The organism is Caballeronia concitans, from assembly GCF_001544615.1.
Taxonomy (GTDB): Bacteria; Pseudomonadota; Gammaproteobacteria; order Burkholderiales; family Burkholderiaceae; genus Caballeronia; species Caballeronia concitans.
The window spans coordinates 404,145-422,864 of the sequence record NZ_FCNV02000002.1 but is presented as its reverse complement, the minus strand read 5'-3'; the positions used below and the strand labels follow the sequence as shown (position 1 = coordinate 422,864).

17 protein-coding genes are annotated in these 18,720 nt (G+C 62.6%); 9 read left to right on the top strand and 8 right to left on the bottom strand.

Going from position 1 to position 18,720, the window contains the following annotated elements; translation table 11 throughout:
• Positions 1-53 precede the first annotated feature (53 nt).
• The 6 genes from AWB72_RS08015 to AWB72_RS07990 all read left to right on the top strand — a co-directional run bounded on the left by AWB72_RS08015 (position 54) and on the right by AWB72_RS07990 (position 8,605).
• Positions 54-875: a class I SAM-dependent methyltransferase gene (locus tag AWB72_RS08015; protein ID WP_040049726.1), complete on the top strand. Its 822-nt coding sequence runs from the start codon at positions 54-56 to the stop codon at positions 873-875.
• A gap of 275 nt (positions 876-1,150) precedes the next feature.
• A complete protein-coding gene (gene kdpF / locus AWB72_RS08010) occupies positions 1,151-1,246 on the top strand; it encodes a K(+)-transporting ATPase subunit F (RefSeq protein WP_040049727.1) in 96 nt (31 codons plus the stop codon).
• On the top strand, positions 1,243-3,027 hold the full coding sequence (kdpA, locus tag AWB72_RS08005; RefSeq protein WP_087127996.1) for a potassium-transporting ATPase subunit KdpA: 1,785 nt from the start codon (positions 1,243-1,245) through the stop codon (positions 3,025-3,027). Before kdpF ends, kdpA begins: the two co-directional genes overlap by 4 nt.
• 98 nt (positions 3,028-3,125) lie before the next feature.
• Positions 3,126-5,183 (top strand): potassium-transporting ATPase subunit KdpB, encoded by a 2,058-nt coding sequence (gene kdpB / locus AWB72_RS08000; RefSeq protein WP_040049729.1) that lies wholly within the window; start codon positions 3,126-3,128, stop codon positions 5,181-5,183.
• Between the two features lie 31 nt (positions 5,184-5,214).
• A complete protein-coding gene (kdpC, locus tag AWB72_RS07995) occupies positions 5,215-5,790 on the top strand; it encodes a potassium-transporting ATPase subunit KdpC (RefSeq protein ID WP_040049730.1) in 576 nt (191 codons plus the stop codon).
• A 40-nt stretch (positions 5,791-5,830) separates the two neighbouring features.
• On the top strand, positions 5,831-8,605 hold the full coding sequence (locus tag AWB72_RS07990) for a DUF4118 domain-containing protein (RefSeq protein WP_040049731.1): 2,775 nt from the start codon (positions 5,831-5,833) through the stop codon (positions 8,603-8,605).
• 27 nt (positions 8,606-8,632) lie between these two features.
• Here AWB72_RS07990 and AWB72_RS07985 read toward each other — a convergent pair whose 3' ends face one another.
• Positions 8,633-9,457: an isocitrate lyase/PEP mutase family protein gene (locus AWB72_RS07985; protein WP_040049732.1), complete on the bottom strand. Its 825-nt coding sequence runs from the start codon at positions 9,455-9,457 to the stop codon at positions 8,633-8,635.
• A 268-nt stretch (positions 9,458-9,725) separates the two neighbouring features.
• On the opposite strand from AWB72_RS07985, the gene AWB72_RS07980 reads away from it, so the two are divergent.
• Positions 9,726-12,020 (top strand): two-partner secretion domain-containing protein, encoded by a 2,295-nt coding sequence (locus tag AWB72_RS07980; RefSeq protein ID WP_244285552.1) that lies wholly within the window; start codon positions 9,726-9,728, stop codon positions 12,018-12,020.
• A gap of 50 nt (positions 12,021-12,070) precedes the next feature.
• Here AWB72_RS07980 and AWB72_RS28830 read toward each other — a convergent pair whose 3' ends face one another.
• Both AWB72_RS28830 and AWB72_RS07975 read right to left on the bottom strand, forming a co-directional pair.
• The gene (locus AWB72_RS28830; RefSeq protein ID WP_159459346.1) at positions 12,071-12,304 is read right to left on the bottom strand and encodes a hypothetical protein; all 234 of its coding nucleotides are present in this window, start codon (positions 12,302-12,304) and stop codon (positions 12,071-12,073) included.
• 3 nt (positions 12,305-12,307) lie between these two features.
• On the bottom strand, positions 12,308-12,943 hold the full coding sequence (locus tag AWB72_RS07975; RefSeq protein ID WP_208863124.1) for an MBL fold metallo-hydrolase: 636 nt from the start codon (positions 12,941-12,943) through the stop codon (positions 12,308-12,310).
• 326 nt (positions 12,944-13,269) lie between these two features.
• Between AWB72_RS07975 and AWB72_RS07970 the strand changes: the two genes are divergently transcribed.
• On the top strand, positions 13,270-13,488 hold the full coding sequence (locus AWB72_RS07970; RefSeq protein ID WP_040049734.1) for a hypothetical protein: 219 nt from the start codon (positions 13,270-13,272) through the stop codon (positions 13,486-13,488).
• A gap of 53 nt (positions 13,489-13,541) precedes the next feature.
• Here AWB72_RS07970 and AWB72_RS07965 read toward each other — a convergent pair whose 3' ends face one another.
• A complete protein-coding gene (locus AWB72_RS07965) occupies positions 13,542-14,126 on the bottom strand; it encodes a glutathione binding-like protein (RefSeq protein WP_040049735.1) in 585 nt (194 codons plus the stop codon).
• A 283-nt stretch (positions 14,127-14,409) separates the two neighbouring features.
• Here AWB72_RS07965 and AWB72_RS29640 point away from each other — a divergent pair, with 283 nt between their 5' ends.
• Positions 14,410-15,150, top strand: coding sequence for an H-NS family nucleoid-associated regulatory protein (locus tag AWB72_RS29640; RefSeq protein ID WP_040049890.1), 741 nt, complete (start codon positions 14,410-14,412; stop codon positions 15,148-15,150).
• A 45-nt stretch (positions 15,151-15,195) separates the two neighbouring features.
• Here the strand turns inward: AWB72_RS29640 and arsH are convergent, their stop codons facing one another.
• The 4 genes from arsH to phaZ form a co-directional block, all read right to left on the bottom strand.
• A complete protein-coding gene (gene arsH / locus AWB72_RS07955; RefSeq protein ID WP_040049736.1) occupies positions 15,196-15,921 on the bottom strand; it encodes an arsenical resistance protein ArsH in 726 nt (241 codons plus the stop codon).
• An 18-nt stretch (positions 15,922-15,939) separates the two neighbouring features.
• Positions 15,940-17,010: an ACR3 family arsenite efflux transporter gene (arsB, locus tag AWB72_RS07950; protein WP_040049737.1), complete on the bottom strand. Its 1,071-nt coding sequence runs from the start codon at positions 17,008-17,010 to the stop codon at positions 15,940-15,942.
• A gap of 48 nt (positions 17,011-17,058) precedes the next feature.
• Positions 17,059-17,382, bottom strand: a complete 324-nt coding sequence (locus AWB72_RS07945) for an ArsR/SmtB family transcription factor (protein WP_040049738.1) — start codon at positions 17,380-17,382, stop codon at positions 17,059-17,061.
• Positions 17,383-17,445: 63 nt separating this feature from the next.
• Positions 17,446-18,621, bottom strand: coding sequence for a polyhydroxyalkanoate depolymerase (gene phaZ / locus AWB72_RS07940; RefSeq protein WP_159459345.1), 1,176 nt, complete (start codon positions 18,619-18,621; stop codon positions 17,446-17,448).
• Positions 18,622-18,720 lie beyond the last annotated feature (99 nt).

Here is an 18,720-nt window from a genome sequence, read left to right as displayed (position 1 = left end):
CGCCCTTTCCGTGTTCTAGACTGATTGCGAGCGCATCGTCAAAGGAGCGCGAGATGATCGACGGTCTTACATCCGATAAGCGCTTCGCCGGGCCGGTTCCCGAGATCTACGACACGTATCTCGTGCCGATGATCTTCCAGCGTTACGCCGACGACATCGCTGATCGCGTGGGTGCACGGCAACCCGCGCGCGTGCTCGAAGTCGCAGCGGGAACGGGCGTCGTGACGCGTGCGTTGGTGAAGGCCTTGCCCGCATCCACCGTCATCGTCGCGACCGATTTGAACCCGGCAATGCTCGATCGCGCGCAAGCGATCGGCACGACGCGTCCCGTCGATTGGCGACAAGCCGACGCCATGCAGTTGCCCTTCGCCGATGCGCAATTCGATGTCGTGGTCTGTCAGTTCGGCGCGATGTTCTTTCCCGACAAGGCGCGCGCCTTCGCCGAGGTGCGGCGCGTGTTGCGCGCGAATGGCGCGTTCATCTTCAACATATGGGATGGCATAGAGGAGAACGACTTCGCTCTCACAGTAACCGAGGCGCTGTCGACACTCTTTGCCGATGACCCGCCGATGTTTCTCGCGCGCACGCCACATGGTTACCATGAACGTTCGCTCATCGAGCACGACTTGCGGGCAGGCGGTTTTAGCGGCGACGTGTCGTTCGAAGTCGTGCGTGACAGCAGCCGCGCCGATACGCCGGACACGGTCGCCTTCGCCTATTGTCAGGGCACGCCGCTGCGCTTCGAGATAGAGGCGCGCGGCCCCGATGCGTTATCGCGCGCCACGCAAGCATGCAACGTCGCGATTGCGGAACGCTTCGGGCCTGGACCTATCGATGGACAGATCCAGGCGCAAGTCGTTATCGCCAACACGTGAACCGCCGCGTCCGAAACGAGATCGCTGCCGTTCTCGCAGCGCTTGCCTCAGCCCGCGCTACAGCAATCTTTACGGCATTTTTATACGCCCGCGCCCGTTCTTAGCACGTCCTTCACGCGCCTTCTCTTACGCTCCAGTTTGTCCTGAACCGCACAAGGGGAGCACAAGACAATGGACTTCATTTACCTCGCCGGCCTCGCCCTGTTCTGGGGGCTTTGCGTGGCGCTCACGCGCGGCTGCGAACGCCTGCGCCGCCGCGTGACGGGAGGCCGCGCATGAACGCATGGATGATGTGGCTCGCGGCCGCCTCGACGCTACTGCTTCTCGTGTACCTCGTGTACGCGCTCTTGCGCGCGGAGGACCTCGAATGAACGCCAATACGATATTGCAGACAGCGGCGTTCATCGTCGTGTTGATCGCGCTTGCCGTTCCGCTCGGGCGTTATATGACGGACGTGCTGGAGGGAAGCGCTGTCGTCGTGCGCAAGATCGGCCGGCCGGTCGAAGCGATGCTTTATCGCATTGCCGGTATCGATGCTGACGCCGAGATGACGTGGAAGCACTATGCGCTTGCCGTGCTGCTCTTCAACGCACTCGGAGCCGTGTTTCTTTACGCGCTGCTGCGCCTGCAACACGTGCTGCCGGCCAATCCGCAGGGCATGAGCGCAATGACGCCCGATGCCGCGTTCAACACCGCCGTCAGCTTCGTGACCAACACGAACTGGCAGGACTACGGCGGGGAAAGCGCGCTCGGCTATCTCGTTCAGATGCTCGGGCTGACGGTCCAGAACTTCCTCTCGGCGGCGACGGGCATTGCGGTGGTCATCGCGCTGATACGCGGTTTCAAGCGCCACTCGGCGCAGACCATCGGCAACTTCTGGGTCGATCTCACGCGCACGACGTTATATGTGCTTGCGCCCTTGGCGCTCGTCGTGTCGCTGATCTTCGTGAGCCAGGGCGTCATTCAGAACTTCAAGGCATATCGGGAAGTGCCGACGCTGCAGGTCACGACGTATCAGACCATCACGACCGATGCGCAAGGCAAGGCCGTCACGCAGAACGTGAAGGCCGACAAGCAGACCTTGCCGATGGGACCCGTCGCGTCGCAGGAAGCGATCAAGATGCTCGGCACGAACGGCGGCGGCTTCTTCAACGCGAACTCCGCGCATCCGTACGAGAACCCGACGCCGCTCTCCAACTTCGTGCAGATGCTCGCCATGCTCGTCATTCCGGCCGCGTTGTGCGTGGTGTTCGGCCGCATGATCGGCGACAAGCGGCAAGGCTATGCCGTGCTCGCTGCAATGACCATCGCGTTCTCCGCTGCGTGCATCGGCGAGATTTCGGCGGAACAGGCCGGCAATCCCCTATTCGCGTCGCTGGGCGTGGATGCACAGGCGTCCGCTGCGCAGGCGGGCGGCAACATGGAAGGCAAGGAGACGCGCTTCGGCATCGCGCAGTCCGGCATCTTCACCGTTGCGACGACAGCGGCTTCATGCGGAGCCGTGAACGGCATGCACGATTCATTGACGCCGCTCGGCGGTCTCATTCCGATGCTGCTCATCCAGCTCGGCGAGGTCGTCTTCGGCGGCGTCGGATCGGGGCTTTACGGCATGCTCGTGTTCGCGTTGCTGGCGGTGTTCGTGGCCGGTCTCATGATAGGAAGGACGCCTGAATATGTTGGCAAGAAAATCGAAGCGTTCGAAATGAAGATGGTGTCCATTGCCATTCTGCTGACGCCGCTGCTCGTGCTCGCGGGCACGTCCATCGCCGTGCTGACGGCGGCGGGCACCGCGGGCATCGCCAATCCGGGCGCGCACGGATTCTCGGAAGTGCTGTATGCGTTCAGTTCCGCGGGCAACAACAACGGCAGCGCATTCGCGGGCCTTTCGGTGAACACGCCGTTCTATAACGTGCTGCTCGGCATTGCAATGTGGTTCGGTCGCTTCGGCTCCATCGTGCCGGTGCTCGCCATAGCCGGTTCGCTCGCCGCGAAGAAACGCCTTGCCGTCACGGCGGGAACGCTGCCGACGCACGGCCCGCTCTTCGTCGTGCTTCTGCTCGGCACGCTGCTGCTCGTCGGTGCGCTCACGTATGTGCCGGCGCTTGCGCTCGGACCTATCGTCGAACATCTCACCATGATTGCAGGCCACTGATCGCCGAGGACCATATGACTCATCAAACTCATGGGACACAACCGACGCCGCTGCATCGTCCGGACAATCTCGGGCAGGCGCGCACGGCAGTTCGTTCGATGCTCGATCCGGCGCTCGTGAAGCCCGCCGTGATCGATTCGTTCAGGAAGCTCGCGCCGCGCACGCAATTGCGCAATCCGGTGATGTTCTGCGTGTACGTCGGCAGCATTCTGACCACCGTGTTGTGGGTCGCCGCGCTCGCAGGGCAGGCGGAAGCGCCGGCGAGCTTCATTCTCGCCATCGCGCTGTGGCTCTGGTTCACGGTGCTCTTCGCGAACTTCGCGGAGGCGCTCGCGGAAGGGCGGTCGAAGGCGCAGGCGGCTTCGTTGCGCAGCGCCAAGCACAACGTGATGGCGAAAAAGCTGAACGACCCGCATCCGAAGTCGCCCATCCGAATCATGGCGTCCACGGATCTCGTCAAGGGCGATGTCGTGCTGATCGAAGCGGGCGACGTCATTCCCGCCGATGGCGACGTGATCGAAGGCGTCGCATCGGTGGACGAATCCGCGATCACGGGTGAATCCGCGCCGGTGATACGCGAGTCGGGCGGCGACTTTTCATCGGTGACGGGCGGCACGCGCGTGTTGTCGGACTGGATCGTCGTGACGGTGACGGTCAATCCCGGCGAAGCCTTTCTCGACCGCATGATCGCGATGGTCGAGGGCGCGAAGCGTCAGAAGACGCCGAACGAGATTGCGTTGACCATCCTGCTTGTCGCGCTCACGCTCGTCCTGCTGTTCGCCACCGCGACGCTGCTGCCGTTCTCCATGTTCTCGGTGGAAGCGGCGAAGTCCGGGCATGTGGTGACCATCACCGCGCTCGTCGCGCTGCTCGTGTGTCTCATTCCGACGACCATCGGCGGACTGCTTTCCGCTATCGGCGTGGCGGGCATGAGCCGCATGATGCAGGCGAACGTGATCGCCACGTCGGGCCGCGCGGTGGAGGCAGCGGGCGACGTCGATGTGCTGCTGCTCGACAAGACGGGCACGATCACGCTCGGTAATCGTCAGGCATCCTTATTTGTAGCTGCGCCGGGCGTGGCCGAACGCGATCTGGCGGATGCGGCGCAACTCGCATCGCTCGCCGATGAAACGCCCGAAGGCCGCAGCATCGTCGTGCTGTCGAAGCAGCGCTTCGAGATGCGCGAGCGCGACATGGCATCGCTCGACGCCACGTTTCTTTCGTTCAGCGCGCACACGCGCATGAGCGGCGTCGATCTGCCGGATCGCGAGATACGCAAGGGCGCCGCCGATGCCGTGAGGCGCTATGTCGAAGAGCGCGGCGGCCGCTTTCCGCAAGAGGTGCAGCGCGAAGTCGATGACATCGCGCGTCGCGGCAGCACGCCGCTCGTCGTTGCAGAAAGTGCTCGGGGAAACGCGCGCGCATTGGGCGTGATCGAGTTGAAGGACATCGTGAAGGGCGGCATCAAGGAACGCTTTGCCGAGCTGCGCAAGATGGGCATCAAGACGATCATGGTCACGGGCGACAATCGTCTGACGGCTGCTGCGATTGCCGCCGAAGCGGGCGTCGATGACTTCCTGGCCGAAGCGACGCCCGAGACCAAGCTCGCGACGATACGCGCGCATCAGGCCGAAGGCCGGCTCGTGGCGATGACAGGCGACGGCACCAACGATGCCCCCGCGCTCGCGCAGGCCGACGTGGCCGTCGCGATGAACACGGGCACGCAGGCGGCGAAAGAAGCGGGCAACATGGTCGATCTGGATTCGAACCCGACGAAGCTCATCGAAGTGGTCGAGATCGGCAAGCAGATGCTGATGACGCGCGGATCGCTCACGACGTTCTCCATCGCCAACGACGTGGCCAAGTACTTCGCGATCATTCCGGCCGCGTTCGCGACGACGTATCCGCAATTGCGCGTGCTTGACGTGATGCATCTCGCGTCGCCTTCGTCGGCCATTCTGTCCGCGGTCATCTTCAACGCGCTGATCATCGTGTTCCTGATTCCGCTCGCGTTGAAGGGCGTCAAGTACCGCGCGTTGGGCGCGGCTGCGTTACTGAGGCGCAACCTGTGGGTCTTCGGCCTGGGCGGGATCGTGTTGCCATTCCCGTTCATCAAGCTGATCGACATGTCCATCGCGGCGCTCGGCTGGCACTAAGAACATCGCATCCAAAGAAGGTATCGACATCATGAAAAACATGCTGCGTCCCGCGCTCGTGCTGTTCGTCGCGCTGACAGTCGTGACCGGCCTCGTGTATCCCGCCGTCGTGACGGCGCTCGCGCAGGCCGCGTTTCATCACGAAGCCAACGGCAGTCTGATCGAGCGCGACGGGCAGGTCGTCGGTTCGGCGATCATCGGCCAACAGTTCGATGCGCCCGGCTATTTCTGGGGGCGTCTCTCTGCAACGACGCCGAATCCCTATAACGCGGGCAGTTCCAGCGGCTCCAACCTCGGGCCGACCAACCCCGCGCTCGCCGATGAAATCAAGGCGAGCATCGCCGCGCTGCACGACGCCGATCCGCACCACACCGCGCCCGTTCCCGTCGATCTCGCGACGTCGTCGGGCAGCGGCCTCGATCCCGAGATCAGCCCGGCGGCCGCTGCGTATCAGGTTGCGCGGGTGGCCAAGGCGCGCGGCATGAACGTCGCGCAAGTCGAAGCGCTCGTCGCGCAGGCGAGCACCGGGCGTCAGTTGGGCTTCCTCGGCGAACCGAGGGTGAATGTGCTGAAGCTCAATCTCGCGCTCGATCAGGCTCATCGCTAAACTGGAAGTTCGCCAGAAAGGTACAAGCAGAGCACACGCAATGATCCGCCCGAATCCCGACGAACTGCTCGACCGGCTGCAACGCGAAGACGAGAAGCGCCAGCGCGGACGCCTGAAGGTGTTCTTCGGCGCGTCCGCTGGCGTCGGCAAGACGTTCGCGATGCTGCAGGCGGCGCGTCGTCGTCGTGAAGAGGGCGTCGATGTCGTCGTGGGCGTCGCCGAAACGCATGGGCGCAAGGAAACCCTCGCGCTGCTGGAAGGTCTCGAAACGTTGCCGCCCGCGCGCATCGCGTATCGCGGGCGGCTCCTCGCCGAGTTCGATCTCGATGCAGCGCTCGCGCGCAAGCCGCAACTCGTTCTCGTCGATGAACTCGCGCATTCCAACGTGCAGGGCTCGCGTCACATGAAGCGCTGGCAAGACGTGCACGAACTGCTCGACGCGGGCATCGACGTGTACACGACCGTCAACGTGCAGCATCTGGAGAGCCTCAACGATATCGTCGGGCGCATCACGGGCATTCGTGTGTGGGAGACGGTGCCGGACCGCGTGTTCGATCTCGCCGATGAAGTCACGCTCGTCGATCTGCCGCCAGAGGAATTGCTCGACCGTCTGCGCGAAGGAAAGGTCTATCTGCCGACGCAGGCCGAACACGCGGTGCGCAACTTCTTTCGCAAGGGCAACCTCATTGCGTTGCGCGAACTTGCGTTGCGCCGCACGGCGGATCGTGTCGATGCGCAGATGCGCGAGTATCGTGCCGATCAGTCCATCGAGCGCATCTGGCGTGCGCGCGAGCGGCTTATCGCGTGTATCGGTCCTGGTCCCGAGGCGGCCTCGCTCGTGCGCGCGGCGGCGCGGCTCGCTTCGTCGATCAAGGCGGACTGGCTTGCGGTTTATGTCGAAACGCCGACCCTGCAGCGGCTCTCCGACGACGCGCGCAAGCGCACGCTCGACGCGCTCAAGCTCGCTTCGGACCTCGGCGCGGAAACCGTCACGCTCGACGGCGCGGATGCCGCCGCCACGCTGATCGACTATGCGCACATGCGCAACGTGTCGAAGCTGATCGTGGGCGCATCGGCGTCGAAAGGATGGGCGCGATTCATGCATCGCGCGGTGAGCGAGCGGCTCATCGCACAGGCGTCCGACATCGACGTGACCATTGTTTCGACCGGCTCGCTCGATGCAACGGGCAACGCGGGGCACATGTTCTCGCAACGGTTCACGCTCTGGCGCGACGCGGGTCATTCGCCGCTTCGCGCGTATCTCGCGGCGTTCGGCATCGGCGCGGCGCTTACGGTGATCGCGAGCGCATTGTTCGCGAGTCAGATTGCGTTGACGAACCTCGTCATGCTCTATCTGCTCGGCGTGATTTTCGCGGCGGTGCGGCTCGGGCGCGGACCCGGCGTGATGCTGTCGTTCATGTCCGTCGCCGCATTCGACTTCTTCTTCGTGCCGCCGCGCATGTCGCTATCCGTCAGCGATACGCAATACCTGCTCACGTTCTTCGTCATGCTGCTGACATCGCTCACCATCAGCCATCTGACATCGAGCCTGCGGCGCGAAGCGCGCATTGCGTCGCAGCGTGAGCGGCGCACCGGCGCAATGTATGCAATGACGAAGGAGCTGGCGGCTGCCTTGATGACCGAGCAGATCATCGAGATCGGCACGCGGCATATCGCCGATGTATTCCAGGCGCGCACCGCCATCCTGCTGCCCGACAGTAGCGAGAAGGTTCAGCAGAAGGTGACGGAATCCGATCCCAACACGTCGCTCGACAAGACGGGCGTCGATCTCGATGTCGCGCAATGGGTCTACGATCAGCAGAAGCCTGCGGGCGCGGGCACCGACACGTTGCCCGCCGCGCACGCGCTTTATCTTCCGTTGAAAGCGCCGATGCGAACGCGCGGCGTGCTTGCATTCGTGAGCGAGCGATCCGACGCTGCCATGCCCGAGCAGCGCCGCATGCTCGAAACCTTCGCGGCGCAGATCGCGCTTGCGCTCGAACGCGTCCACTATGTCGAGATCGCGCAGGACGCGCTAATCAATATGGAATCCGAACGATTGCGCAACTCGTTGCTGTCCGCGATATCGCACGATCTGCGTACGCCGCTCACGTCGATCGTCGGCTTCGCGTCCATTCTCGAAGAGAAAGCGGGCGATACGCAATGGCCGGGCGGAACGCAGGAAATCGTCCATGCCATTCACGAAGAAGCGCTGCGCATGAGCGGTGTCGTGACCAATCTGCTCGACATGGCGCGCCTGCAGTCGGGTGCGCTTCGATTGAACCGTCAATGGTCGATGCTGGAGGAAACGGTCGGTGCCGCGCTCGCCACACTCAAGCGCACGCTCGAAGGCCGGCGCGTGCAGGTTCGCATTCCGCGCGATCTTCCGCTGCTGCAACTCGATGCCGTGCTGATGGATCGGCTGTTCGTCAATCTGCTGGAGAACGCCGCCAAGTACACGCCAGGCGGCACGGACATACAGATCGGCGCGAGAGAGGAAACAAGCGGCGACAAGCCGCTCGTGCGCGTGTGGATAGAGGATCACGGACCGGGCGTGCCGCCCGGCGCATCCGCGCGGCTCTTCGAGAAGTTCACGCGTGGCGAGAAGGAATCGGCGCTGCCCGGCGTGGGACTGGGGCTCGCCATTTGCCGCGCGATCGTCGAGGCGCATGGCGGCGAAATCGGCGTGGAGAATCGTGAGGAACAGGGCCGCGTGATCGGCGCGCGCTTCTGGTTCACGCTGCCCGTGAGCGAACCGCCACCGCCGGTTGCAGAGCCGGCGGAAGACGCGCATGTTCAGACGCCGAAGGCATGAACGAAGCGATCCGCGCCGAAGGGATGTTCAAGCATCGTCAGGAAAGAGCGCATTGAGCTGCGCGCCTGAAGCCGCGCCTTCGAAACCGTCGAAGCGTCCATCGACGAGGCTTTGCGCCGCGCGCATGACACCGCCCCACGCCGATCTTGCCAGCGCACCGCCCACGCTCACGCGACGCACGCCGAGCGCTGTAAGGTCCTGCAACGTGAAGGCCGATGGACCGCCTACCAGCACGTTCACGGGCTTCGGCGACACGGCCGCGACGACCGCTTCGATCTGCTCGCGCGTCTTGATGCCCGGCGCGTACAGGCAGTCCGCGCCCGCAGCCGCGTAAGCCCGCAGGCGTGCGAGCGTATCGTCGAGATCGGGCACGCCCGCGAAGAAGTTCTCCGCGCGGCCGACGAGCAACGTGTCGCCGCCGTTCTCATCGATGGCACGACGTGCAGCTTTCAGACGCGCGACCGCTACGTCGATTGGAAACAGCGGCGCGGACGTATCGCCGGTGGAATCCTCGATGGACAAGCCCGCAACGCCCGTCGCGATGGCAAGCGTCACGCTTTGCGCCACGGTCTGCGGGTCCGCGCCGAAGCCGTTCTCGAAGTCCGCGTTGACGGGGAGATCGGTGGCTTCGACCATCGTGCGCAGATGCGCGAGGACGACATCGCGCGACACGTTGTTGTCGGCGTGACCGGTCGACCATGCGAAGCCGGAACTCGTGGTCGCGATGGCCTGAAACCCGAGGCTCGCGAGATAACGCGCGCTGCCGGCGTCCCAGGGGTTCGGCAGCACGAAGCAACCGGACGCATGCAATGCACGGAAGGCCGCGCGTTTCTCGGTGACGGTGCGTGACATGATTCGCTCCAGTAGGTTGATCGAAAGGCTCTGCATTCATTCGGCGCGGAAGCCGGGCGTACGCGCCCATTCCACTGCTTATATTTTGCTTCGATGCATCGAAGTGTGAACGAAGCGTGCGCTTCAAATGCTTGATTATTGAACGCGAAAGCGCATGATGTCGTCCAGTAAGCACTGCTCGCTCGACGAAGCCCACTGGAGACGCGACATGCACACCGATCGTTCATCGATGAATAGAACAACGAAAAAAGCGCGTTCGTTCTGTTCGATGCCAGTCCGACAGAGCATCGTCGTTATTGCTCTGGCGAGCGCGGCTGCATCCAATGCATGGGCGGCGGGCCCTTTGCCCAACGGCGGGAAGTTCGTTGCGGGCGCGGGGCAGATCGCGTCGAACGGCGCGCAAATGACCATCACGCAGACCACATCGCGAGGGGTCGTCGACTGGTGCAGCTTCTCGATCGACACGCGCCATTCGGTCAACGTGCAGAACGGGACGGGCGCCACGCTGAGCCGCGTGACAGGCACGGAACAATCGCTCATTCAGGGATCGCTCAGCGCGAGCGGCAGCTTCTATCTGATCAATCCGCAAGGCGTGGTCATCGGTGCGAACGGCGTGGTGACGACGGGCGGGCGCTTCGTCGCATCGACGCTCGACGTGAGCAACGACGCGTTCATGGCGGGCGGCGCGCTGACGTTCGCGGGCAGCGGCGCGGGCATGGTCGTGAATCTGGGCAAGATCAGCTCGACGAGCGGCGACGTATTGCTGATCGCGCGGCAGCTCGTCGAAAACGACGGCACCATCAGCGCGCCTGCCGGATCGGCGGAACTCGCAGCCGGCGATCAAGTGCTGGTGCGCGACTCGACCGGCATGCCCCAAACCTTCGTGCAGACGTCGGGCAGCCGCGGCGACGTCGTCGATAAAGGGACGATCGCGGCGGCGCAGGTCGCGCTTCAGGCAGCCGATGGCAACGTGTACGCGCTCGCGGCCCACACTGATGCGTTGCGCGCGACCGGCACGGCCGCGCGCGACGGCCACGTATGGCTCGTGGCGAACAACGGCACGGCGCATGTGCACGGGCGCATCGATGCGAAGAATGTGGATGGCAGTGGCGGCATCGTCGATACGACGGGCGCAACGCTGCATCTCGACGATGCCGACATTCACGCGCGCGACTGGAATCTCAATGCGCCGCTGTTCAACGTCGGTCCGAAGACGACGGCGGCGCTGCTCGCGCAACTGAATCGGGGCACGTCGCTGACGCTCGATGCATCGCAAGGCGATATCGTGATGGAGCAGCCGTTGCGCTGGTCGGGCAACGCATCGCTCACGCTCAACGCTGCGCATTCCGTCACGGTCGGAGCGATCGCGACGCTCGCCAACGCGGGCGCGGGCAATCTCACCTTGCGCGCGGACGCTGCCGGGGCGAACAACGGAGGCAGTATCGTCAATCTCGGGATGATCGATTGGTCGAAGAGTCTGGGGCTGGTATCGAGCTATCGGGACCGCAACGGGCAGTTCGTCAGCGGGCAGACGTTGAGTAACCCTGCGTGGGGCGCTCCTCAATACAGCGGCATTCGCGCGCAGATAACGAACTACGTGCTGATCAATTCGCTCGGCGACCTCGCCGGCATCTCTCAGGATCTCAATGGCTCGTACGCGCTGGGCCGCGACATCGATGCGAGCGCGACCAACGGCACGTTTCAGTCGATCGGCAGCGACAGCGCGAACGGCTTTACCGGACAACTCGACGGCCTCGGACACACCATCGAGAATCTGTCGATCGCTCTTCAGGACGTGAACGGCGAGCAACCGACGGGACTCTTCGCAACCATCGGCGATTCGGGCGTCGTGCGCAACATGAAGCTCGCGAACGTGAACATGAGCGTGTACTACAGCCCGAACGCGCCGCTTGCACAACGCTCGTCGGGCCTCGTGTCGTACGTCCACGCGGACGGCATCGTGCAGACGCAAGGCAGCACCAGCCTTCCCTTCGGCGGGCTGATTGCGATCAACTCCGGCGTCGTGTATCGATCGGATAGCGCGGCCAGCGTCGGCGCGTCGGCGTTGGTAGGCGGGCTCGTCGGAAGCAACAGCGGAACGATCCTGCAGTCGTTCGCGACCGGCTCTGTCGGAGGCGGATCGCGCTCGGCGGGCGGCGGGCTGGTCGGAGACAACTCGGGCACCATCAGGCAGTCTTACTCGACAGCATCGGTGAGAGCGGGGAGCAGCAACGGCGGTCTCGTTTCGTCGAACACGGGTTCCATCGAAGAGTCGTTCGCAAGCGGGCCTGTCGATACATTCATCCTGCCGATGTATCGAGGCGGCGTCGTCGCGGACAACGCGGGCACGGTGGCGAGCAATGTCTTCTGGGACCGGCAATCGACCGGACAAACGGCGGGATACGGTAGTGGAAACCCGATCAGCGCGGCGAACGGCCTGACGACGGGACAAATGAGCACGCCGTCGAGCTTCGGCCCGACGTGGGATTTCGGCGCGGGCGGAACGTGGGTGATGCTGCACAACGCCACGCATCCGATCTTGCGGTGGCAAGTCATGCAATAGGGCGGCGCGCGTCGTCTCGCTATCCGCGCGCCTGTTTCGTCGATGCAAACCTACTTGCCGGTCGCACCACCCTGTTGGTCCGGCTCCGGTTCGGGCTGGCCGACATCCGGAAGATCGGCTGGCTGATTGGGAGACGGCGCATCCGGTATGGTCGGCGGGTTCTGAGGGGTGGTGGGATCGGACATGATGATCGACTCCATTTGCATGCGAAACGTTGAATGGCGTCGGACGGATATCATGCCGCGCCGACGGTTGAACGACACTTGTAATTGCGATGCGGTCACGCTTCAGTCGCCCGACGCAGCGTTGTTCTCATCAAAGCGGTCTTCCAGCAAAGCGACATAGCGTTCCACGGATTCCGCAACGGCCTTCTCGCCGTTCGCTTCGATCTGAGCGTGCCGAAAGCTGCCATAGACGCTCGTATAAGCCACACCGTTCAGACGTGCCGCCATCGCTCGTACTGTCGAGGCGGAGAGTGGAAGATAGTTCGGATAACTATACATAAACGAAACGTGCGACCGATCAGGCGTGACCTGCAAAATATCGCCCGACAGCAATGTGCCCGCGCCCGTTTTCCAGTGAAGAACTGTGCCGCCGGGGAAATGGCCGCCGAGTCTCATCAATGTCATATCAGACGATATGGCTTGCGTATCGCCGGACCAGAATCGAATGGCGTCGCTTTCGGAAACGACCCAATCGCGGTCGGCTTCGTGAATCCATATCGGACAGGAGAATGTGTGCGCCCAGTCGTGCATCGTCGAATAGTAGTGAGGATGCGAAATTGCGATGCCGCTCAAGCCGCCCATTGCACGAATGATTGCGACGGCCGCGTCGTCGAGCAGCGCAACGCAGTCCCACAACACATTGCCGGCAGGGGTGCGTGCGAGTAACGCACGCTGCCCGATGCCGAACGTCGGTTCCATTCGAATCTCGAACAAATCGTCTCGCAATGCACGCCATGCGTTCGCATGGCTTCGGCGCAACGCTTCCAATGTCGTCCATTGCTGGCCGCCTGGCGGGACGAACTGCCGAGCGTCATTGCAAATCATGCAGCGCTCAGGCTGTGTCTCGCCAGGGTACTGAGTCCCACATGCCACACAGATCGGATGCATTCGGCTCATCTCCCGCGCTCGCTGTTGCCAAAGGCGCAGGTTTCGTACCCGACAACACACTCTACGTTCTCATTGGAATGGCAATTGCTCATTGGCGAATCGAAACCATCGCCATTCTTATCCCGTGGGAGCATTAAATGTCTACCGAGAAGTACGAACGCAACGGGCATGTCGTTCAGATCACGATCGATTCCGACGCTACCGGCCAGTGCACGTGGTCCTATACGATCGACGCCGACGGCTTCACGGAAATGCGCGACCGCCCGGTGAGTTCGAGCGACGAGGCGCTGGAAGCGGCGAGGAACCACGCAAACGCGAAGGCGGACTTGCTGCCGCCTGCCGAATCGTCGAAGTAATCGTCGAATTAATCGTCGAAGTAACACGCCACGTCCGTGATTCGTTACTTCACTTACTCGATTCCTTCATGCTGCAATGCGAGCGCGACCGCCGGCCGCGCGCGCATGCGGTCCGAGAAATCGGCGAGCCGTTGCGGGACATCCAGTCCGACCTTTTTCGCCCACAAGAGCATGGTGAAAAGATACGCGTCGGCTACGCTCGCTTCGGCGCCGAAAAGGTACTCGCCTTTCATCATCTGACTGAGTAGCTCGAACCGCTGATTCAGTTTGTCTCGTGCAGCCTGCGCTTCCGCATCCGATGTAGGCCGGAACACGCGGCCGAACTGCTTGTGCACTTCGGTCGAAATGAACGCGAGCATTTCGAGCAGCCGCATCTTCGCCATATCGCCCTTCGGCGCAAGCGACGGCTCGCGATCCGCGATCCAGGAGAGAATCGCAATGTTCTCTGTGAGCCGCGCGCCGTCGTTCATCTCGAGCACCGGCACATAGCTCTTGGGATTGATCTCGTTGAATGACTGGCCTGACTCGGTGACCTTGGATTTCAGATCGACGCGCACGCGATCGAACTCGATGTTGGCTTCGTGAAGTGCGATGTGATCCGCGAGGCTGCATGCGCCGGGTGAGTAATAGAGCTTCATGATGCGTCTCCGTGGTTGATGGGATCGCAGCTTGAGAGCAAGGGAAATGCCTTGCGCGCGGCTGTCAACGCCAATTCATTTTCTACTTTCAGTTATTTCGTTTCCGGTGCAAATGGTCTCTTTCGTGGCGAATCCGCAACCGAATCCGGCGCCGATAGTGAATCAATAGGTCGCGAAATAGGTGTTGCAGTGCTTTATTCTGAATTTTCGCAACAGCTTCTGAATGTTTTTCCGACTTCGATGTGGCATAGTCCAGCCATCGGCAATGAAAGAGGAGTCCACAATGGCTACGTTAAAAGCACTACAAGCACGAATCGCAAAACTTCAGTCCCAGGCGGAGGCAATTGCGAAGAGAGAGTCGTCCGCAATCATGGACCGCATCCGCGAACTCATGGAAACGCACCGTCTCACTCCGGACGACATCGCGGCCCATTTCGGCAAGCGCACGTCTGGTCGAAAAGGCAGTACCGCAAGCAAGACGTCGGGTCAAAAGGTTGCGCCGAAGTATGTCAATCCGAAAACCGGAGTGACATGGACCGGCCGCGGCCGAGCGCCTGAATGGATCGCCAACGTCAAAGATCGCAGCAAGTTTCTTATCGACGGACAAGGCGCCCGGAGCGCAACGGTTTCAGCTCCCAAGGCCAAGCAAGGCAATTATGTGCGCGGGCCGCAAGCGCCGAAATATCGCGATCCCGCGAGTGGCGCGACCTGGAGCGGTCGCGGACCGGCTCCCGCGTGGCTTGCTTCGGCGAAAGATCGCACTCGTTTTCTGATTGCGGATGGAGCCGCATCCAGCGCGCCGGGGAAGAAGGCCGCGGCGAAGAAATCGGCCTCGAAGAAGACGAGCGCCAAGAAAACCACTGCCGCGAAGAAGTCTGTTGCGAAGAAAACGACTGGCGCGACGAAGCGTGCGCCAGCGCGAAAGACGGCAGCAAAGAAAAGCATCGGCAAACAGGCTGCGGTGAACCAGACGGCCGCGAATGGCAGTGCGACGGCTGCCGCTTCGACGCCCGCAGCGGAGTGAAACGGCAGTAAGAGGAACGCGCCATGACCGCGACAGGCGAGCGAGTCAGATACTCGCCTGATTCACGCGTTGGGTCAGTTCCTCGGCACTTTCCTTTCGCTCGCTATACCGGTCGACGAGATAGGAACCAATGTCACGCGTCAGCAGTGTGAATTTGACGAGTTCCTCCATCACGTCGACGACACGATCGAAATAAGCCGACGGCTTCATGCGGCCGGCTTCGTCGAATTCCATGAATGCCTTCGGCACCGAGGACTGGTTGGGGATGGTCAGCATCCGCATCCAGCGTCCGAGCACGCGCATCTGATTCACGGCGTTGAACGACTGCGATCCGCCGCTCACCTGCATGACCGCCAGCGTCTTGCCCTGCGTCGGCCGAACCGCGCCGAGCGAAAGCGGGATCCAGTCGATCTGCGACTTCATGATGCCGGTCATCGCGCCATGCCGCTCCGGCGAGCACCACACCATGCCTTCGGACCACAGCACGAGTTCGCGAAGTTCCGCGACCTTGGAATGACTGTCCGGCGCATCGTCCGGCAGCGGCAGTCCGCTCGGATTGAACGTGCGTGCTTCGGCGCCCATGGCGGTGAGCAGACGCGCGGCTTCTTCGGTGAGCAGGCGGCTGAACGAGCGCTCTCGCAGCGAACCATAAAGAAGAAGGATGCGCGGCGGATGGGCCGAGGCACGCGCAGGCTGCAAGCGGGCGATGTCGGGAACGCGAAAGAGCGCCGGGTCGACTTGCGGCAGGTCAGTCGTCAATATCTTGCTCATAAGATGGATTCGTATTCGTCAGGCGCGTTCGTACCAGTCTTTCGATCCATTGACGATGCGTACGACCAGCAGCATCACGGGCACCTCGATCAGCACACCCACGACGGTCGCAAGCGCAGCGCCCGAGTCGAAACCGAAGAGACCGATTGCGGTGGCGACGGCCAGCTCAAAGAAGTTCGACGCGCCGATGAGCGCCGAGGGACAGGCAATCTCATGCTTTTCACCGACCGCGCGATTGAGCCAGTAAGCCAGCGCCGAATTGAAGAACACCTGGATCAGGATCGGCACCGCGAGCAGCACGATGACCAGCGGCTGTTTCAGGATGGCTTCGCCCTGAAACGCGAACAGCAGCACGAGCGTCGCGAGCAGCGCCGTGATCGACCACGGGCCGATCTTCGCCATCGCCGCATCGAACGCCGCTTGACCCTTCGCGCGCAGCACCTTGCGAAGAAGCTGCGCGAGCAGGACGGGAATCACGATATAGAGCACGACGGATGTAAGCAATGTCGCCCAGGGTACGGTAATGGCGGAGATGCCGAGCAAGAGACCGACGAGCGGCGCGAAAACGACCACCATGATGCTGTCGTTGAGGGCCACTTGCGATAGCGTGAAGAGCGGATCGCCGCCCGTCAGCCGGCTCCAGACAAAGACCATCGCGGTGCACGGCGCGGCTGCCAGCAGGATGAGGCCCGCGACGTAGCTGTCGAGTTGCGCGGCGGGCAGCATCGGCGCAAAGAGATGCTTGATGAACAGCCAGCCGAGAAACGCCATGGAGAACGGCTTCACGAGCCAGTTCACGACGAGCGTGACGCCGATGCCTTTGGCGTGCTGACGCAATTCACGCAGCGAACGGAAGTCGATCTTGACGAGCATCGGGATGATCATCACCCAGATCAGCAGGCCGACCGGCAGATTGACCTGCGCGTATTCCATCCGGCCGATCGCCTGGAATACGCCCGGCAACGCCTGGCCGAGCGCGATGCCGATAACGATGCATAGCGCTACCCAAACGGTCAGGTATCGCTCGAAGAAGCTGATGGCCGGCTTCGAAACGGGCTTTGTCGCAGGGGCAAAGTTCGGGGTGTTCATGGGCCGGTTCGGCGGAGAAAGGTGATATCGGGAAGCGCGCGGCGCAAACTAGCATTCGCAGGCGTCAGCGCCCGGATCGAGACAAGGCTGGCCCTGGCAGCAGTTGTCGGTCAGAAACCCGAGCAGGGCGTTCATCTGTTCGAACGAGGTCCGATAGATGAGACTGCGCCCGTCGCGTTCTTGCGTGATGAGCTCCGCGTGCATCAGCTCTTTCAGATGAAAGGAGAGCGTCGCGTTTGGGACATCGAGTTGCTCGGCTAGCGCTCCGGGCGTCAAGCCCGAAGGACCCGCCACGACGAGCAGTCGAAACACACGTAGCCGAAGTGGATGCGCGAGCGCGGACAGCGCGCGGATGACGTCGTTTTCTTCCATATTTCTAATATAGTGGAAATGATGCGTGGCATCAACACCGTTTTGCGTCGATGCCTATGTCATTCAACCGAGTTGGGCGCCCGGAGTCTCGACGCTTTGATGCGTGCTGCGGCTGCGTTCGCCCAAGTCGAGCGCACGCCAGAAGTCGACGAGAGCGGGATGAACGGCCTCGTGCCAGCGCGGTCCCGTGAAGAGATCGTAGTGATTGCAGTGTTCGATGGTGATCCGCCGTCGCGGCGCGTCCGCGCTTGCGCATAGTTCGTGCGCCGCGTGCGTCTGACCTTGCCCCGTGATGTCGTCACGATCTCCTTCGATCGTGCAAAGCGGCGTTCGATCCAGCGCTGCCGCCGACACTTTTCTATCGCCGATGCGCCATAGCCCGCGCGCGAGCAAGGCATCGTGGAAGATCACGCGAATCGTGTCGAGAAAATAGGCTTCGGGCATGTCGAGGACTGCTGAATATGCTTCCAGCGCGCGTTGGGCATGCTCAAGCGGTTCGGTGGACATGCGCATCGCACTGAGCCAGCAGCGCATTCTCAACGCGCTGAGTCGTTCGGGATGTGCGTTGAAAAGCGCCACGCGTTGCAAATAGCCAGGATAGACGCGTCGCATTGCGCCGGCATGGCACTCGGGAACCACATCGATGGTGAACGCGCGAAACCAGGCCAGGTCGTGGCTCATCGCGAAGCGTCCCAGTGCGGTGGGTTGCAGACGCGCATCGATGGGCCCGCCGATCAGCGTCATGCTCGCGAGCGACGGCGCGCCCGTGTCCGCCAGCAGCGCGGCGGCGGCCAATGCCGGTGGTGCCGCCTGACACACGGCGATGAGATGAAGCCTGCCCGCTTCACGCTGCGCATAGGTCACGAAGCGTTCGAGCGTGGTCACGTAGTCGTCGAGATCCAGCGGGCCTGCATCGACCGGGATGGTGCGCGCGTCCTGCCAGTCCGAGATGTACACGTCGCCGTCATGCAGCAGCGTTTCGACGGTTTCTCGCAGCATCACGGCATGATGACCCGCGAGCGGCGCGCATAGAAAGATGCCTGAAGGCGGTGCTCGGCGCGCGTGCTTTCGTGTGAAACGGCGTAGCGAGCAGAAGGGCACGCTGTCGACCACCGCTTCTTCGACGGGACACGCAACACCGTCATGCTGAATAGTCGCGATGTCGAAGGAAGGCGCGTGACTGCCGGCGAAGAACGACGCATCGAGCCAGCGCCCGTAGTCGAGCCACGAATACGACATGGGCGTCATCTCCTCTGGCGTGCATGGCTCGTCAAAGCGCCGACGGTTGAGTGAAGCGCTTCATTTCCCTTGCCGCTTTCTGCGCGTCGCGCGAGCCGA

Coding starts and splice junctions, on each gene's coding strand:
- AWB72_RS07965 (WP_040049735.1), bottom strand. CDS start 14,126: ATGAAGCTCTATTACTCACCCGGCGCATGCAGCCTCGCGGATCACATC.
- AWB72_RS29640 (WP_040049890.1), top strand. CDS start 14,410: ATGGCTACGTTAAAAGCACTACAAGCACGAATCGCAAAACTTCAGTCC.
- arsH (WP_040049736.1), bottom strand. CDS start 15,921: ATGAGCAAGATATTGACGACTGACCTGCCGCAAGTCGACCCGGCGCTC.
- AWB72_RS07985 (WP_040049732.1), bottom strand. CDS start 9,457: ATGTCACGCACCGTCACCGAGAAACGCGCGGCCTTCCGTGCATTGCAT.
- AWB72_RS07975 (WP_208863124.1), bottom strand. CDS start 12,943: ATGGAACCGACGTTCGGCATCGGGCAGCGTGCGTTACTCGCACGCACC.
- kdpF (WP_040049727.1), top strand. CDS start 1,151: ATGAACGCATGGATGATGTGGCTCGCGGCCGCCTCGACGCTACTGCTT.
- kdpB (WP_040049729.1), top strand. CDS start 3,126: ATGCTCGATCCGGCGCTCGTGAAGCCCGCCGTGATCGATTCGTTCAGG.
- arsB (WP_040049737.1), bottom strand. CDS start 17,010: ATGAACACCCCGAACTTTGCCCCTGCGACAAAGCCCGTTTCGAAGCCG.
- AWB72_RS07945 (WP_040049738.1), bottom strand. CDS start 17,382: ATGGAAGAAAACGACGTCATCCGCGCGCTGTCCGCGCTCGCGCATCCA.
- AWB72_RS07990 (WP_040049731.1), top strand. CDS start 5,831: ATGATCCGCCCGAATCCCGACGAACTGCTCGACCGGCTGCAACGCGAA.
- kdpC (WP_040049730.1), top strand. CDS start 5,215: ATGAAAAACATGCTGCGTCCCGCGCTCGTGCTGTTCGTCGCGCTGACA.
- AWB72_RS08015 (WP_040049726.1), top strand. CDS start 54: ATGATCGACGGTCTTACATCCGATAAGCGCTTCGCCGGGCCGGTTCCC.
- AWB72_RS07970 (WP_040049734.1), top strand. CDS start 13,270: ATGTCTACCGAGAAGTACGAACGCAACGGGCATGTCGTTCAGATCACG.
- phaZ (WP_159459345.1), bottom strand. CDS start 18,621: ATGTCGTATTCGTGGCTCGACTACGGGCGCTGGCTCGATGCGTCGTTC.
- kdpA (WP_087127996.1), top strand. CDS start 1,243: ATGAACGCCAATACGATATTGCAGACAGCGGCGTTCATCGTCGTGTTG.
- AWB72_RS07980 (WP_244285552.1), top strand. CDS start 9,726: ATGCCAGTCCGACAGAGCATCGTCGTTATTGCTCTGGCGAGCGCGGCT.